15 protein-coding genes are annotated in these 14552 nt (G+C 63.3%); 11 read left to right on the forward strand and 4 right to left on the reverse strand.

Features of this window, described 5'->3' with window-relative positions; all coding sequences use genetic code 11:
• The first annotated feature begins 25 nt into the window (after window positions 1–25).
• Genes rph through hemW form a run of 3 tightly spaced genes read left to right on the forward strand, consistent with a single transcriptional unit; the run spans window position 26 to window position 2522 of the window.
• A complete protein-coding gene (rph, locus tag KKY_RS16400) occupies window positions 26–745 on the forward strand; it encodes a ribonuclease PH (RefSeq protein ID WP_014132498.1) in 720 nt (239 codons plus the stop codon).
• On the forward strand, window positions 742–1374 hold the full coding sequence (rdgB, locus tag KKY_RS16405) for an RdgB/HAM1 family non-canonical purine NTP pyrophosphatase (RefSeq protein WP_014132499.1): 633 nt from the start codon (window positions 742–744) through the stop codon (window positions 1372–1374). The genes rph and rdgB overlap by 4 nt, the downstream gene beginning before the upstream one ends.
• Entirely contained in the window at window positions 1371–2522 is a 1152-nt protein-coding gene (gene hemW / locus KKY_RS16410) for a radical SAM family heme chaperone HemW (protein ID WP_014132500.1), read from the forward strand. Before rdgB ends, hemW begins: the two co-directional genes overlap by 4 nt.
• On the opposite strand, the gene KKY_RS16415 is transcribed toward hemW, so the two are convergent.
• Window positions 2519–3769 carry a penicillin-binding protein activator gene (locus tag KKY_RS16415; protein ID WP_014132501.1) on the reverse strand — a complete coding sequence of 417 codons (1251 nt, stop codon included), beginning with the start codon at window positions 3767–3769 and terminating at the stop codon, window positions 2519–2521. The genes hemW and KKY_RS16415 overlap by 4 nt on opposite strands.
• A gap of 131 nt (window positions 3770–3900) precedes the next feature.
• Here KKY_RS16415 and rsmI point away from each other — a divergent pair, with 131 nt between their 5' ends.
• From rsmI to KKY_RS16435, 4 genes are all read left to right on the forward strand, one after another.
• On the forward strand, window positions 3901–4785 hold the full coding sequence (gene rsmI, locus KKY_RS16420) for a 16S rRNA (cytidine(1402)-2'-O)-methyltransferase (protein ID WP_014132502.1): 885 nt from the start codon (window positions 3901–3903) through the stop codon (window positions 4783–4785).
• On the forward strand, window positions 4754–5140 hold the full coding sequence (locus tag KKY_RS20155; RefSeq protein WP_014132503.1) for a YraN family protein: 387 nt from the start codon (window positions 4754–4756) through the stop codon (window positions 5138–5140). The genes rsmI and KKY_RS20155 overlap by 32 nt, the downstream gene beginning before the upstream one ends.
• A 24-nt stretch (window positions 5141–5164) precedes the next feature.
• Entirely contained in the window at window positions 5165–6106 is a 942-nt protein-coding gene (gene gshB / locus KKY_RS16430) for a glutathione synthase (protein ID WP_014132504.1), read from the forward strand.
• A gap of 71 nt (window positions 6107–6177) precedes the next feature.
• Window positions 6178–6813 (forward strand): MarC family protein, encoded by a 636-nt coding sequence (locus KKY_RS16435; RefSeq protein ID WP_014132505.1) that lies wholly within the window; start codon window positions 6178–6180, stop codon window positions 6811–6813.
• Window positions 6814–6829: 16 nt separating this feature from the next.
• On the opposite strand, the gene KKY_RS16440 is transcribed toward KKY_RS16435, so the two are convergent.
• Together KKY_RS16440 and KKY_RS16445 are read right to left on the reverse strand one after the other, a co-directional pair.
• The gene (locus tag KKY_RS16440; protein ID WP_014132506.1) at window positions 6830–7669 is read right to left on the reverse strand and encodes a glycoside hydrolase family 25 protein; all 840 of its coding nucleotides are present in this window, start codon (window positions 7667–7669) and stop codon (window positions 6830–6832) included.
• A gap of 153 nt (window positions 7670–7822) precedes the next feature.
• A complete protein-coding gene (locus KKY_RS16445; RefSeq protein WP_014132507.1) occupies window positions 7823–8185 on the reverse strand; it encodes a response regulator in 363 nt (120 codons plus the stop codon).
• Window positions 8186–8486: 301 nt separating this feature from the next.
• Between KKY_RS16445 and KKY_RS16450 the strand changes: the two genes are divergently transcribed.
• The 3 genes from KKY_RS16450 to KKY_RS16460 are packed head-to-tail and all read left to right on the forward strand — an operon-like array spanning window position 8487 to window position 10982.
• Window positions 8487–10007: a YifB family Mg chelatase-like AAA ATPase gene (locus KKY_RS16450; RefSeq protein ID WP_014132508.1), complete on the forward strand. Its 1521-nt coding sequence runs from the start codon at window positions 8487–8489 to the stop codon at window positions 10005–10007.
• 1 nt (window position 10008) lies between these two features.
• On the forward strand, window positions 10009–10425 hold the full coding sequence (locus KKY_RS16455) for a GNAT family N-acetyltransferase (RefSeq protein ID WP_014132509.1): 417 nt from the start codon (window positions 10009–10011) through the stop codon (window positions 10423–10425).
• Window positions 10422–10982, forward strand: a complete 561-nt coding sequence (locus tag KKY_RS16460) for a DinB family protein (RefSeq protein ID WP_014132510.1) — start codon at window positions 10422–10424, stop codon at window positions 10980–10982. Before KKY_RS16455 ends, KKY_RS16460 begins: the two co-directional genes overlap by 4 nt.
• 394 nt (window positions 10983–11376) lie before the next feature.
• Here the strand turns inward: KKY_RS16460 and KKY_RS16465 are convergent, their stop codons facing one another.
• Window positions 11377–12957 (reverse strand): peptide chain release factor 3, encoded by a 1581-nt coding sequence (locus KKY_RS16465; RefSeq protein ID WP_014132511.1) that lies wholly within the window; start codon window positions 12955–12957, stop codon window positions 11377–11379.
• 159 nt (window positions 12958–13116) lie between these two features.
• Between KKY_RS16465 and KKY_RS16470 the strand changes: the two genes are divergently transcribed.
• On the forward strand, window positions 13117–14493 hold the full coding sequence (locus KKY_RS16470; protein WP_014132512.1) for an MFS transporter: 1377 nt from the start codon (window positions 13117–13119) through the stop codon (window positions 14491–14493).
• Window positions 14494–14552 lie beyond the last annotated feature (59 nt).

The following is a 14552-nucleotide window of genomic DNA, read 5'->3' on the forward strand; positions in this document are numbered from 1 at the left end:
AACAGACACCGGGAAGACAGTTTTCATGCGGCCAAGCGGACGGGCAAGCGATCAGATGCGCGATGTAACGATTGAACGGGGCATCGCGCCGCAGGCCGAAGGTTCGTGCCTCGTCTCGTTCGGGCGCACACGCGTTCTGTGCACGGCCAGCGTCGAAACTTCGCTTCCGCCCTGGCGGCGCGGCCAGGGCCTTGGCTGGGTGACCGCCGAATACGGCATGCTCCCCCGCGCCACAGGCTCGCGCACCCGCCGCGAGGCGACCGCCGGCAAGCAATCGGGCCGCACCCAGGAGATTCAACGCCTGATCGGACGATCGCTGCGCGCGGTCATCGACATGGCTGCTCTGGGCGAAAACCAGGTCATTTTGGATTGCGACGTGCTCGAAGCCGATGGCGGCACCCGGACGGCCTCGATCACCGGCGCCTTCGTTGCACTGTCCGAAGCGATTTTCTGGATGAAGGAGCGCTCACTTTTGAAGGGCGATCCGATCCGCGACCACGTGGCGGCCGTCTCCTGCGGGGTTTATCGCGGCACACCCGTGCTCGATCTCGATTATCTCGAGGACAGCGAAGCCGAAACCGACGCCAATTTCGTCCTGACCGGATCGGGCAAATTCGTCGAGATCCAGGGGACGGCCGAAGCCGAGCCCTTTTCCTCCGAGGAGCTGGCAGAGCTGATCGGGCTTGCGCAAAAAGGCATTTCCGAACTGGTCGCGCTCCAGCGCGCCGTATTGGGGGCCGCATGACGATCAGGCTCAAGCGCGGCGACCGGCTGGTTCTGGCCACCCACAACAAGGGCAAGCTGGCTGAATTTCAGGACATGCTGAAAGATTTCGGCCTCGACATCGTTTCGGCCGGCGATCTGGGCCTGCCCGAGCCCGAAGAGACCGGCACGACATTTGTCGAGAATGCGCGCCTCAAAGCCCACGCCGCCGCGAAGGCCACAGGCGAGATCGCCCTTTCCGACGATTCGGGCATTTCGGTCGACGCGCTCGACGGCCAGCCCGGGGTCTACACCGCCGACTGGGCCGGTGTGCCGCGCAATTTCACCAACGCCATGCAGAAGGTCGAAGACCTGCTCGTCGAAAAGGGCGCAACCGAGCCCCATCAACGCACGGCCCAGTTCAATGCCGTCCTCTGCCTCGCCCTGCCCGACGGGACCGACATGGTTTTTGAAGGCATCGCTCCCGGCACGCTCGTCTGGCCGCCGGTCGGAGAGTCAGGGCACGGCTATGACCCAATGTTCAAGCCCGAAGGGCACGAGAAAACCTTCGGCCAGATGACGGCCGAAGAAAAACATTCCTGGGCCCCCGGCAAGGAGGGCCTGTCCCACCGCGCCCGGGCCTTTGCCAAATTCGTAAGGGAAGTGCTTTGAGCACCAACACCGCATTTGGGATTTATGTCCATTGGCCGTTCTGCGCGGCCAAATGCCCCTATTGCGACTTCAATTCCCACGTTCACCACGGCAAGTTCGACGAAGACAGCTTCGTTAGCGCCTATATCAAAGAGATCGAGACCACTGCCCGCCGCGCTCCCGAGCGGCTGGTCGAATCGATCTTTTTCGGCGGCGGCACGCCCTCGCTCATGAAGCCGGCTTCGGTCGGGACGATTCTCGATGCCATAGCAAAGAACTGGCAGGTCGCCGACAAGGTTGAAATCACCCTCGAAGCCAACCCCACCTCGGTTGAGGCCGAACGCTTTCGCGGCTATCGCGCCGCTGGGGTCAATCGCGTGTCTTTGGGCGTACAATCGCTGCGCCCCGAGCCGCTGGCCCGCTTGGGGCGGCTGCATTCGGTCGAGGATGCGGTGGCTGCCGTTCGGCTGGCGCAATCGATCTTCGATCGCTCGAGCTTTGACATCATCTACGCCCGCCCCGACCAGACGCTGGGCCAGTGGGAAGACGAGCTCACCGAGGCGCTGGCGCTTTCGGAGGGCCATCTCTCGCTCTACCAGCTCACCATCGAATCGGGCACGCGCTATTTCGATCTTTTCAATGCCGGCAAGCTCAAGATGCCATCCGAAGATCTTTCCGCCGACATGTTCGAGATGACCCAGGAGCTGACGGCCTCCTACGGCCTGCCGGCCTATGAGATTTCCAACCACGCTCGCCCCGGGCAGGAAAGCCGGCATAATCTGATCTATTGGCGCTATGGCGAATATGCAGGCATCGGTCCGGGCGCCCATGGAAGGTTGATCATGGGCGGGGCCCGCCACGCCACCGCCGCCGAACGCATGCCGTTCAAATGGTGGGAAAAGGTCATCGAAACCGGCGACGGGCTGGTCACCGACGACACGCTGACCTGGGACGAGGAAGGCGACGAATATCTCGTCATGGGCCTGCGCCTGCGTGAGGGAATCGACCCGGCCCGCTATCAGGCCCTCGCCCGCCGCGCGCTCACCTCCACCCAGATCGATTTTCTCAAAGGGATCGGTTTCATCGAAACCCTCCCCAATGGAAGGTTGCGGGTGACCGACAAGGGCTGGCCCGTCCTCGACGCCGTGGTCGCCGATCTGGCCGCCTAGCGAAATTCCGCCGCCGGCGGAATGCCCGCATCAATGCCCGCGCCGCCGCTCGAAGCGAGCGGCAGGCCGCCCAGCCGGGCCGCGTCAATGGTGGTGGCGGAGCCCGAAACCACCTCGCGCATGACCAGCCCGTATTCCCCCCGCCCGTCGAAATGGAGCCGGAACGGCCCGTCGCGTCCGGTAAAGCCGGCCGGTGAAACCAGACCGTTGCCATAGGGCGGGGTGGCAAGGCTCAGGCTCGAGGTATTGGCCAGCAGTACTGCCGAATAGGCAAGGGTGGTCAACTGATGCGGCTCGCCGCCGAACCGCGAGCGATAGATCGGGCTCAATGTAGAAAGCCCAGTTGGATCGATTGCCGGATAAACAGCGCCGGCCAGATAGGGCTGATTGAGAATGGCTCTGTCGCCCTCCCAATCGGCCGATCCCACGATCAGAACCCGCTCCCCCGGCAGCCGGGCGGCATCGAGCAATATGCCGAAACTGGGCGCCGTGGCCCGGTCGGGAATATAGAGCGTATCGACGAAATTGGACCGCATGGCCGGGGCGAGACGTTCGACGGCGGTGCGGGCTCGCGCCTCGCTGTCGAACATTTCAATGGCCGCGACATGCATGCCCGTTTCCCCCGCCGCAAGTCGCAGTGCGTCGGCCTGCGCATTGCCGAGCGGTGTATCGGGAATGATCGCGGCAATCGTGGTGCGGCCCTGCGCCCGCGCATGGGTGAGCGCGCGCATGATCTCGGCTTCGGGCAACACGCTGAGCAGATAAACCCCGTCGGTGGCAACGCTCGCGGTGGAGGAAAACCCGATCAGCGGTGTGTCGTAGGATTTTGCGATTGCCCCGGCCAGCCCGACGGCGTCGGCGGTCAGCGGCCCCAGGATCAATTCGGCCCCCTCGGCCAGCGCCTGCTGGGTTGCGGTGCGCGCCGCTTCCGGCCCGGCCCCGGAATCCTTGACCACGAGATGAATGTGCTGGCCACCGGTCCGCAACGCCTCATCCATGGCCAGCCGCGCGCCATTGACCATGGAACGTCCGACCGACGCCGAATTGCCCGACAGCGGCAGGATCAGCGCCACCCGCACCGGCCCGCTACCAATGATTTCGCCCTGCGCGGGCGCCAGGTTCGATCCTGCCGATTGCAGCGGTTGGGCGAGCCCCGGACCCTGCGGCGTCGTTGGGCTCGACGAGCAGGCGGCAACAACCAGCAGAAGAAGAACCGGGCCCAAAAGCGCCCTTGCCCATATGTGCAAGCGTCGATCCCCTTCATTGTCATCTGCGCGCCAATCGTGTTCCTGATTCGCGCGTAAACCGGAAGCATTGCGTTCGCCTCGACAAACCCCTTCCCGATGGTAAAAGAAGGGCACCAAGCCAAGGGGCAATTGTGAGCCAGGACAAATCCTACCAGATATCGGGCCACCGCGTCCCTGTCGAAAGCCCGGCGCCCGGTCTCTATCCGGTGGCCACCCCCATCGGCAATCTGCGCGACATCACCTTGCGCGCCCTCGATATCCTGGCCGGAGCCGATCTCGTCTTGTGCGAGGACACGCGCCATTCCGCCCGGCTGTTCGATGCCTATGGCATAAAAACCCCCCGCACCGCCCTGCACGAACACAATGAACGCGCCCGCATCGAACCGATCCTCGATCAGATCAGGGATGGCAAGGCCATCGCCCTGATTTCCGATGCCGGAACCCCCCTCCTGTCCGATCCGGGGTTCCCCCTCGTTCGCGCCGCGCGCGAAGCGGGGATCGATATCTTTCCAATCCCCGGCCCCTCGGCGCTCCTTGCCGCGCTCACCGGCGCCGGCCTACCCACCGATTCCTTTGCCTTTTTCGGTTTCCTGCCTCCCAAGACCGGCCAGCGTACCAATGCGCTTGCGCCCCTGATCGGTCGCTCCGAAACGCTGGTCTTTTACGAATCCCCCCGTCGCCTCGGCGCGACCCTGTCCGACATGGCCCGGACCTTTGGCCCCGACCGTCAGGCGGTTGTGGCGCTCGAATTGACAAAGCGCTTCGAACGCTTCGAGACCGGTCCGCTCGCCGATCTCGCCAAAACCTTTGCCGAGGATACGAAGGGAGAGGCAGTGATCCTGGTTGCCGGCTCGGACGGAACGGCACCTCAGGCAGGCGGCGATTGGGAGGCGGCGCTGGCCGATGCGATGGCCCAAATGCCGCTACGCGCCGCCGTCGATCAGGTCTCGGTCCAGTTCGGTCTCAAACGCAAACAGGTTTACGATGCCGCTCTCGCGCTTAAGGCCAGAACCTGATCCGCGCCGGAGGGCCGAGCGCGCCGGCCGATCGGCGGAAAGCCTCGCGGGCTGGCTGCTGCGCTTAAAGCTCTACAGAATCATTGCCACCCGCTACAAAACCCCGGTCGGCGAAATCGATATCGTTGCCAGAAAAGGGAGCAGCATCGTTTTTGTCGAGGTCAAGCAGCGCTCGGGCAGCGCCGCCGCCCGCGATCGGGCGCTCGCTTCGGTCAACACAGCCCGCATCGTGCGCTGTGCCGAGTGGTTCCAGTCGTCCCATCCCGCCTATCGGAGCTATGATTTCCGTTTCGACGTGATAATTCTTGCACCGGGACGCTGGCCGCACCATCTGGTCAATGCCTTTACCGCCTGACGCTTTTCTTTGAGGATTGTTCCCATGTCCCTTTCCGTCGCCGTGCAGATGGACCCCATCGACGCCATCAATCCGCTTGGCGATTCCAGTTTCGCCCTGATGCTCGAAGCTCAGGCGCGCGGCCACACGCTGTCATATTATACGCCCTCCACCCTCGCCCAGCGCGGCAACACGGTGACGGCGCGCGTCCACAGGGTCAAAGTCGACGACAAGGAAAAGGGCCTCCATTTCACGCTCGAGGACTGGCAGAAAACCGATCTGACAGCGTTCGATGTGATCCTGCTCCGCCAGGACCCGCCCTTCGACATGAACTACATCACCACCACGCACATGCTGGAACTGGTGCATCCCAGGACACTGGTGGTCAATCACCCCAAAGAGGTGCGCAACGCACCCGAAAAAATCCTCGTCACCAGCTTCCCTCAGCTGATGCCCGATACGCTGATCACGCGTGACGAAACCGAAATCCGCGATTTTCGCAAAGAGTTCGGCGACATCATTTTAAAACCCCTGTTCGGCAATGGCGGCGCCGGCGTGTTCCGCATCCGCGAGGGCGACGAAAATCTCGGCTCGCTGCTGGAAATGTTCAACGCCAGCTTCCGCGAACCCTTTATGGTTCAGCGCTATCTCCCCGATGTGCGCAAGGGCGACAAGCGCATCATTCTTGTCGATGGCAAGCCCGTGGCCGGGCTCAACCGTATTCCCGCCGAAGGCGAATCGCGTTCCAACATGCATGTGGGCGGGCGGCCCGAATTGTCCGAGTTGACGGCGCGCGAGCACGAGATCTGCGAGATCATCGGCCCCGAGCTCAAAAAGCGCGACCTGATCTTTGTGGGCATCGACGTGATCGGTGGCTATCTCACCGAAATCAACGTCACCTCCCCCACCGGCATCCGCGAGGTCAAGCGCTTCGGCGGCCCCGATATCGCTGTGATGGTCTGGGACGCCATCGAAAGCCGCCGGTAGTCAAGCGCTTCGGCCCCCGTTATGGTCGCCGCTGATTCACGTGGAACAGCGGCACACTGGGGGCCGGGACGATGTCGGGCAATTTTCTCGTGGCCTTCGCCACATTTTTTGCGACGATCGGTGTTGCCGATATCGCTTTCATCTTTGCGGGCCTGACGCGCAACAACACGCCCAGGCAACGCTTCGTCTTCGCCTCGCGCGGCGTTCTGATCGCCAGCGGCATCCTGCTGTTCTTCGCCTTTGCCGGCAACGCCATCCTTGAAATCTTCGGCATCACCCTGCCCGCCCTGCGCGTGGCCGGCGGCATCCTCTTGCTTTTGATCGCCATCGACATGGTGTTCGCCCGCCATTCGGGCGCCACCGGCACCACGTCCGAGGAAGAGGCGGAAGGCATGTCGCGCACTGATATTTCGGTGTTCCCGCTCGCCATGCCGCTTCTCGCCGGGGCGGGGTCGATTTCCGCGGTGATCCTTTTGACAACTGGCGCCACCACCGATCTCGAATTCTGGATCGTGATCGCCGCTCTGGTCGCAACGCTGGTCCTGGCCTGGCTGGCGCTGCTGGTCGCCATTCCCATTCAGCGCGTTCTGGGATTGACCGGCATGTCGGTGGTGTCCCGCGTGGTGGGCATCCTGCTCACCGCGCTGGCCGTCCAGTTCGTCTTCGACGGCATCAGCGCCAGCGGCATCCTCGGCGGGGCGAGCTGAACTCGACCAGGAAGAATTATTTGAGCGGCGCACACCGCCCCTGCCCGGCCAGGCGCATATAGGTCCGTGGGTCACACCCGGTTAAAAAGAACTGGATCCAGTCGCTTTCCGAACCAAACCACGCATTGCGGTCCACTTCCGTGCGGATGCCCGGCACCGTCCCGGTCTGGGTGTACTGCCAGAAGGTGAAGGGGCGGTTGGCATAGCGCTCATGGGGCTGGGCGGCGGTCGAACGCAGCCACATCGGGTTGTCGATCTGGATGCCTTCGAGCACGTCGCGGTGGAAATTGATGTCGGTATAGATGACCGGCACCTTGCCCGTATGGGCTTCCATACCGGCCAGAAGAACCCGCACTTTCTCGAGCACTTCTTCGCGGCTCAGGTCATGCTTGCACGAAGAACCATTGTTCCATTCCAGATCGAGCACCGGCGGCAGCGCGTCGGGCTCGGCTGGAACATTGGCGGCAAACCACGCCACCTGTTCTGAGGCCGGGCGGCACCAGTAAACGAAATGATAGGCGCCGCGCGGAATGCCCGCCGCCCGCGCCTGATCCCAGTTCGTGCGGAAATTGGGGTCGAGATAGTCCCCGCCATCGGTGGCCTTGATATAGGCGAACCGCGTCCCCGCCTGCGCCACTGCGCGCCAGTCGATATTGCCCTGATGGCGCGATACGTCGATGCCATGGATGGGCAGGGAATGGGCTCGCGCCACGCCGGGATGGGGCTTGTTGTCACCCTTGGCCGGATAATAATTGGCGCCGCAGGCGGCCAGCATCCCGACGAGGGCGAGACCGGCCACAAGGGGCGGGATCGTCTTGGTCAGTTTCGGCGAGCGGAAAAAACGCGGCAACAACATGGAGCGGAGAACTCGGCAATTTGGGAAAAATCTATCTCAAATTGTCTTGGCTCATTTCTCCTTAACGCGCTCCTCACAAGCCTGGTTAACAAAACATAAAACCCCACAAGCGTGGCTCCCGGGGAACAATGTCTTTGCCGTCTCCGGCACGAATTATGCCGCCAGCGCCCGAGCCTGCGAGATCACCGCATTGGGATCGTAAGGTTTGGGAATGAAGCTGTCGGCGATGTCGGCCCGTGGTGCCGCCCGCCCCGACGTCACCAGCACGGGAATATGCGGCCAGCGCTCCTTGACGGTCCGAGCCAGGTCGAATCCGTTGAGTTCTCCAGCCAGTTCGACATCGGTAAACACCAGCCCGATCGAGCCGCGCGTTTCGAGCAGTTCGATGGCCTGTTCGGCGTCTGGAACCTCGATCACCGAAAAACCGGCATCGACCATGGCCAGGGTGATATCGAGACGAACCAGCGGTTCGTCCTCGACCACGAGGATCAGGGGGGCATCCTTTCTTTGCAACATCGTTTCTTCTCCAAAATCGCCAGTCGCCGGCGGAACGGCAAACAGGGCTTCGGCCCACCGGCCGCGCCCTCGTCCGCGTCGATCTGGTGCGTAATAATGTGGCCGGTTTCCGCGCGGTCATGCGGCGCAGGTCCGGCCGATTCGCTCATTCAATGCCCTGGGCACCCCATCCGTTCCGTGCTGCGCCCTGCACAGATCGGTGATCGGCCATGCGCTTAACAAATGTTCGCTAAACGTTCTTGTTCTGCAAACGCTTTCTTGCTAGCCTCGCGTCCGACTTCATCCATGCAAGGGGGACGGCATGGCAACGCGGATCACCACAGTGGCCTTTCTGGGCATCGAGGCCGTGCCGGTCGATGTCCAGGTGCAGATTTCACCCGGCCTGCCGCGCTTCAATATCGTGGGCCTTCCCGACAAAGCGGTGGGCGAAAGCCGCGAGCGTGTGCGCGCCGCGCTGATCGCTTCGGGCCTTGCGCTGCCCGCCAAGCACATTTCGGTCAATCTCGCGCCTGCCGACCTTCCCAAGGAGGGCAGCCATTACGATCTGCCCATCGCTTTAGGGCTGATGGCCGCCATGGGCGCCATCCCCGGCGACATGCTGGAGCGCTTCATGGTGCTGGGCGAGTTGGCGCTCGATGGGCGCGTCTCGCCAGTCACCGGCATTCTGCCTGCCGCCATTGCCGCCAATGCCCGCGATCTGGGCATCATCTGCCCCGCCGCCTGCGGCGCGGAGGCGGCCTGGGCCGGTGAAAATATCGACATCGTTGCCATCGATACGCTTTTTGCGCTGGTCAACCATCTGGCCGGGCGGCAGTTGGCGGCCCGCCCCCAGCCGGTCCGCGCCCTGCCCAATTCCACCGGCCCCGATCTTGCCGATATCCGCGGTCAGGAGGTGGCGCGCCGCGCTCTCGAAGTCGCCGCTGCCGGCGGGCACAATTTTTTGATGGTTGGTCCGCCGGGCGCGGGGAAATCCATGCTGGCCCAGCGCCTGCCTTCCATTCTGCCCCCGCTCAATCCGCGCGAATTGCTCGATGTGTCCATGATCGCCTCGATCGCCGGGGAACTGAAAGGCGGCCAGATTTCCGACCATCGCCCCTTTCGCGCGCCGCATCATTCGGCATCGATGGCCGCGTTGGTCGGGGGCGGGCTGCGCGTGCGGCCCGGCGAAGCGTCGCTCGCCCATAACGGCGTATTGTTTCTCGACGAACTCCCCGAATTCCAGCCCCAGGCCCTCGACAGCCTGCGCCAGCCGCTTGAATCGGGCGAAACGATCATCGCCCGCGCCAATGCGCGCGTCACCTACCCTTCGCGCTTCCAGCTCGTTGCCGCCATGAACCCGTGTAAATGCGGCATGGCGGGAACGCCGGGCCACACCTGCCGGCGCGGCGAAAAATGCGCGGCCGATTATCAGGGGCGGGTGTCGGGACCCTTTCTCGACCGCATCGATATCCGCATCGACGTCCCGGCCGTTAGCGCAACCGATATGATCGGTTCCAATCCGGGCGAACCCAGCGTCGTGGTGGCCCAGCGCGTGGCGGCGGCCCGCGATATCCAGCGCCGGCGCTATGCCGGGCTCGACCTCTCGGGTGTCCACACCAATTCCGCGGCTCCTTCGAGCGCCATCGAACAGATCGTCGCCCCCGATGGAGAAAGCCGTGACCTCCTGCTCAAGGCCGCCGAAACCTTTTCACTTTCGGCCCGCGCCTATCATCGGGTGCTAAAGGTCGCCCGAACCCTGGCCGATCTGGCCGGGAGCGAAACCGTCGCCCGTCCCCACATCGCCGAAGCGCTCAGTTACCGGATCAACATGGCCAATGCCTGATATGGACTACAAGATTGTCGCCCGCATACCCGATGTCGAAACCTTCGCCCGCCTGCGCGCCATATCGGGCCTTTCACCCCGCAGCCGGGACGGCATGGAGAAGGGGCTTCCCAACTCGCTTTTTGCCGTGCTCGTGCTCCATGAGGACCAGCCCGTCGGCATGGGCCGCATCATCGGCGACGGCGGCACCGCCTATCAAATCACCGATATCGCCGTCGATCCCGCCCATCAGGGCAAGGGGCTGGGCAAAACGATAATGACCGCGCTGATGGATTGGCTCGAGCGCGAGGCGCCAGAGGAGGCCTATGTGTCCCTGATCGCCGACGGCGACGCGCGCCATCTCTATGGAAAATTCGGCTTCGAGCCCGTCATGCCGGCCTCGATCGGCATGGCGCGCGTGATGGAAAAGACATCATGACCGATCCCGCCCTGCGCATGCTCGCAAAGCTCGCCCGTAACAACGCCCTCGCCAACCATCGCCTCGCCGGGGCTGTGGCTGGGCTCGATCAGTCGCAATTCGAGGCAAGGCGGGTGAGCTTTTTCCCCTCGCTCAAGGCAACGCTCAATCATATCCTCGTTATCGACTGGTTCTATATCGACGCACTTGAAGGCGGCACGCTCGGCCCGAAAGCCTGGAAAAACGAGGAACCCTTCGATACGGCCCGAGCGCTCTGCGCCGCCCAGCGCCAAAGCGATGAAAAGCTCGTCGCGCTCTGCGATGGGCTTGCGGCGGCCGATCTCGCCCGCCCCGTTGCCATCCATCGCCAGTCCCGTATCCAGACCGAGCGCTGCGATGATGTGCTCAACCACCTCTTCGCCCACCAGACCCACCATCGGGGCCAGGTCCATGCGATGCTCGCCGGAACTCCAATTGCCCCGCCCCAACTGGACGAATTCATAGTCTCCGATGACGCCAAATTCCGCACCGGGGAATTGGCTGCTCTTGGCTGGACCGAAGCCGATCTGGGGTTCTAGAGCGCGTCCAGCAAAAGTGGAAACGGTTTTGCGGTTCGGACACGCGATAAAACAAAGGCTTAGAGCCAAGGATTTGATTCAATCAAAGCCTGAACGGCTCTAGAAGCAGTGTCGGCCCTCCCACCGCCGTCATCCCGGGGGGCGACCCGGCAACTGTTCAGGTTCAACTGGCAAAGATGGGAAGGGCCCAAGCCGGGTTACGGTCTTAATGACCAGGGATCCAACGGTCCCTTCCCATCCCCAGAATAAACCCAAACCAATACACAGGGATCCAGTAACCGGCAGCGTGGCGGTTCTCTCCCAGGCACTGAGTGTACTGGGCCCCGGCTTGGGGGGGCGGGTGTCAGGGTGGTATGCGGGGAAAGACGCCGGCACCCCTTCAATGTCGCTCGGTCTAAGCCGCCAGCCCGCGATCCTTGGTCGCCATGAACACAAGCTCGGGAAAATCCTTGGCGCAGCGGTCGATTTCCCATTGGCTGGGCGCCAGAAACACCGGGTCGCCATAGCGGTCCTCGGCAATGTTCAATCGATGCAGCGCCGCGAATTTGTCGAACTGGGCCTTGTCGTTGACCTTGACCCAGCGCGCCGTCACATATTGTGCCGGCTCGATCCGGATGGGCACCGAATACTCAGCCGCCGCGCGGCTGGTCAAAACTTCGAGCTGCAGCGGACCGACAGCGCCCACATAATAGCCCGAGCCCAGCGTCGGCTTGAAAACCTGCACCACGCCCTCTTCGGCCAGATCGTTGAGCGCCTTGGCCAATTGCTTGGTTTTCGAAGCATCGGACAGATGCACGCGGCGCAGCAGTTCGGGCGCGAAATTGGGGATCCCTGTCACCGTCACATCGGGCCCCTCGGTCAGCGTGTCGCCCACCGAAAGCGTGCCGTGATTGGGAATGCCCACGACGTCCCCGGCCACCGCCTCATCGGCCAATTCGCGCTCGCGCGCGAAAAAGAACATCGGGTTGGCGACCTTCAAATCCTTGCCCGTGCGCACGTTTTTAAGCCGCATGCCGCGCTTGAGCGTCCCCGATGCCACGCGCACAAAGGCCACGCGGTCGCGGTGGTTGGGGTCCATATTCGCCTGCACCTTGAAAACGAACCCCGTGCACGCCGCCATGGACGGGTCCACCGGTTCGGGCCGTGCCGGCTGGGTGCGCGGCTCGGGCGCAAACCGGCACACAGCTTCGAGCAATTCGCGCACGCCGATCGATTTGAGCGCCGAGCCGAAATAGACCGGCGTCAACGTGCCCTCTTCGAACGCTGCCTGGTCGAAATTGGGCAGCGATCCGCTGGCCAGTTCAAGCCCCTCCATCGAGGCGGCGATCTGCTGGTTCTGCGTATCGGCAAACCGCCCCGCCAATGCCTCGATGCCCGGCGCCTCGGCCTCCGGCTTGCCCTCGGTCGAAATGAACCGCCCGTGCTCGAGATCGATAAGCCCATTGAAATCGACGCCAGCGCCCACCGGCCACATCATCGGCGCCGTGTCGAGCGCCAGGGTTTCCATGATCTCGTCGAGGATTTCCAGCGTATCGCGCGCTTCGCGGTCGATCTTGTTGACGAAGGTGATGATCGGGATGTCGCGCAGCCGGCACACCTCGAACAGTTTGCGCGTCTGCGCCTCGATGCCCTTGGCCGCGTCGATCACCATGATCGCCGAATCGACCGCCGTCAGCGTGCGATAGGTGTCTTCGGAAAAATCCGCGTGGCCCGGCGTATCCAGAAGGTTCAGCGTCAGGCCGTCATGTTCGAACGTCATCACCGATGAGGTAATCGAAATGCCGCGTTTTTGCTCGATCTCCATCCAGTCCGAGCGCGTCCGCCGCCGCTCGCCGCGCTCTTTCACCTCGCCCGCCAGATGGATGGCGCCGGAATTGAGCAGCAGTTTTTCGGTCAGCGTCGTCTTGCCCGCGTCCGGGTGCGAAATGATCGCGAAGGTACGGCGGCTCTTGTAACCGGTGGACTCAAGGCTCACGAGGGCAAATCTCCGGGGAAAGGAAGGCAATCGTCGGACCTATATGGTCCGCGCGCCTGACTATACCAAATCGTCTCCCCTAAAAAGCCCTTTGCTTTTTGCTGGACAGGGCAGCGAACGCAATTTACCAAGTAATAGCTTGTTTAAATGAGTCCCGCCATGACTGACGCTGTCTCCGGATGGTCCGCCATCATCTCCCCGCGCTATCTTGGCGCCACGATCACGCTGTGCCTCGGCGTCGCGCTCCTGGCGTTCAACGGCTTTCTGGTGTCCACCGCCCTGCCGACCGCGGTCGATGAGCTTGGCGGCGTGGCGCTGCTCTCCTGGGCAACCACTGTCTTTCTTGTGTTCGCCATCATGGGCGGCGCCGGTGCCGCGCTGCTCAAGGGGAGGCTGGGCGCCCGCATGGCGCTGATCGCCGCCGCCTCGGTGTTCCTTGTCGGCTCGCTCCTCGCCGCAATCGCCGGGTCCATGCCCGAACTGCTTGTCGGCCGCGCCCTTCAGGGGCTGGGCGAAGGCATCGTCGCGGCCATATGCTACGCCCTGATCCCGGAACTTTTCCCCTCCGCTTTGGTGCCAAAAGTGTTCGGCGCCGAATCGGTGGTCTGGGCGTTGGCCGCCTTTGGCGGTCCGGTGCTCTCGGGCACCTTGACCGAAAGCCTCTCCTGGCGCGCCGCCTTTGCCGTCAACCTGCCCATCGGCGCCATCTTCATCGGTCTCGTTCTCATGATCGTGCCGCCCGGCCTGCGGGAAAAATCCACAGGACGCCTGCCCATCATCCGCCTGCTGTTGATCGGCGCCGCCATCATGGCCGTCTCGGTCGGCGGCCTGCTCTCGTCGCCCCTTCTCACGGGCCTGTGCCTCCTGGTCGCGGGTGCAACGCTGTTCGCCGTCATTGCCCGTGATCGCACCGCTCCCACCCCGCTCTTCCCCACCAACGCCTTCCGCTTCGATGATGTGGTGGGCGCCGGGCTCTGGGTGATCCTCCTCATGCCGCTGGCCCAGGCCGGATCGGCCGTATTCCTTGTCTATGCGCTGCAAAACATCTTCGGTTTCGGCCCGACCTTGGCGGGCGTCATCGGCGCCGTCATGGCCATCACCTGGTCCAGTACTGCGATCCTTGTCGCGAACGTCCCCGAAACCACAAGACCGGCCCTGATCCGCCTTGGCCCCATCCTGCTCGTTGCCGGTCTCGTGCTGCTCGGCCTCGCTTTTGCCACCGGCCAGCTTCCGCTGGTCATCCTGGCTCAAATCCTCATCGGCGCGGCCTATGGCACTTCCTGGGCCTATACCAGCCAGACCATCATGGAAGCGGCCCGCCCCGGCGAACGCGACAGGGCCTCGGCCCTTTTGCCCACCATCCAGTCGGCGGGTTACGGCATCGGCGCGGCCATCGCCGGCCTCATCGCCAACACCGCCGGAATCGCCTCGGCCCAAACCGCCCAGCAATTGACGACCGCGCTCGTCATAACCTTTGCCCTCTGCGCCGTTCTGTCCCTGCCCGCAGCCGCCGCCGCCCGCGCGATGACCCGGTAAAAAGGGATTCACGTGAAGCAAATCGGGAATGCTTCACGTGAATCAAAAAACCGGGGATA

Source organism: Pelagibacterium halotolerans B2 (assembly GCF_000230555.1).
GTDB classification, from domain to species: domain Bacteria; phylum Pseudomonadota; class Alphaproteobacteria; order Rhizobiales; family Devosiaceae; genus Pelagibacterium; species Pelagibacterium halotolerans.

Coding starts and splice junctions, on each gene's coding strand:
- KKY_RS16445 (WP_014132507.1), bottom strand. CDS start 8,185: ATGTTGCAAAGAAAGGATGCCCCCCTGATCCTCGTGGTCGAGGACGAA.
- KKY_RS16460 (WP_014132510.1), top strand. CDS start 10,422: ATGACCGATCCCGCCCTGCGCATGCTCGCAAAGCTCGCCCGTAACAAC.
- KKY_RS16470 (WP_014132512.1), top strand. CDS start 13,117: ATGACTGACGCTGTCTCCGGATGGTCCGCCATCATCTCCCCGCGCTAT.
- KKY_RS16455 (WP_014132509.1), top strand. CDS start 10,009: ATGGACTACAAGATTGTCGCCCGCATACCCGATGTCGAAACCTTCGCC.
- KKY_RS16440 (WP_014132506.1), bottom strand. CDS start 7,669: ATGTTGTTGCCGCGTTTTTTCCGCTCGCCGAAACTGACCAAGACGATC.
- KKY_RS16450 (WP_014132508.1), top strand. CDS start 8,487: ATGGCAACGCGGATCACCACAGTGGCCTTTCTGGGCATCGAGGCCGTG.
- KKY_RS20155 (WP_014132503.1), top strand. CDS start 4,754: ATGCCGCTCTCGCGCTTAAGGCCAGAACCTGATCCGCGCCGGAGGGCC.
- rph (WP_014132498.1), top strand. CDS start 26: ATGCGGCCAAGCGGACGGGCAAGCGATCAGATGCGCGATGTAACGATT.
- gshB (WP_014132504.1), top strand. CDS start 5,165: ATGTCCCTTTCCGTCGCCGTGCAGATGGACCCCATCGACGCCATCAAT.
- rdgB (WP_014132499.1), top strand. CDS start 742: ATGACGATCAGGCTCAAGCGCGGCGACCGGCTGGTTCTGGCCACCCAC.
- KKY_RS16435 (WP_014132505.1), top strand. CDS start 6,178: ATGTCGGGCAATTTTCTCGTGGCCTTCGCCACATTTTTTGCGACGATC.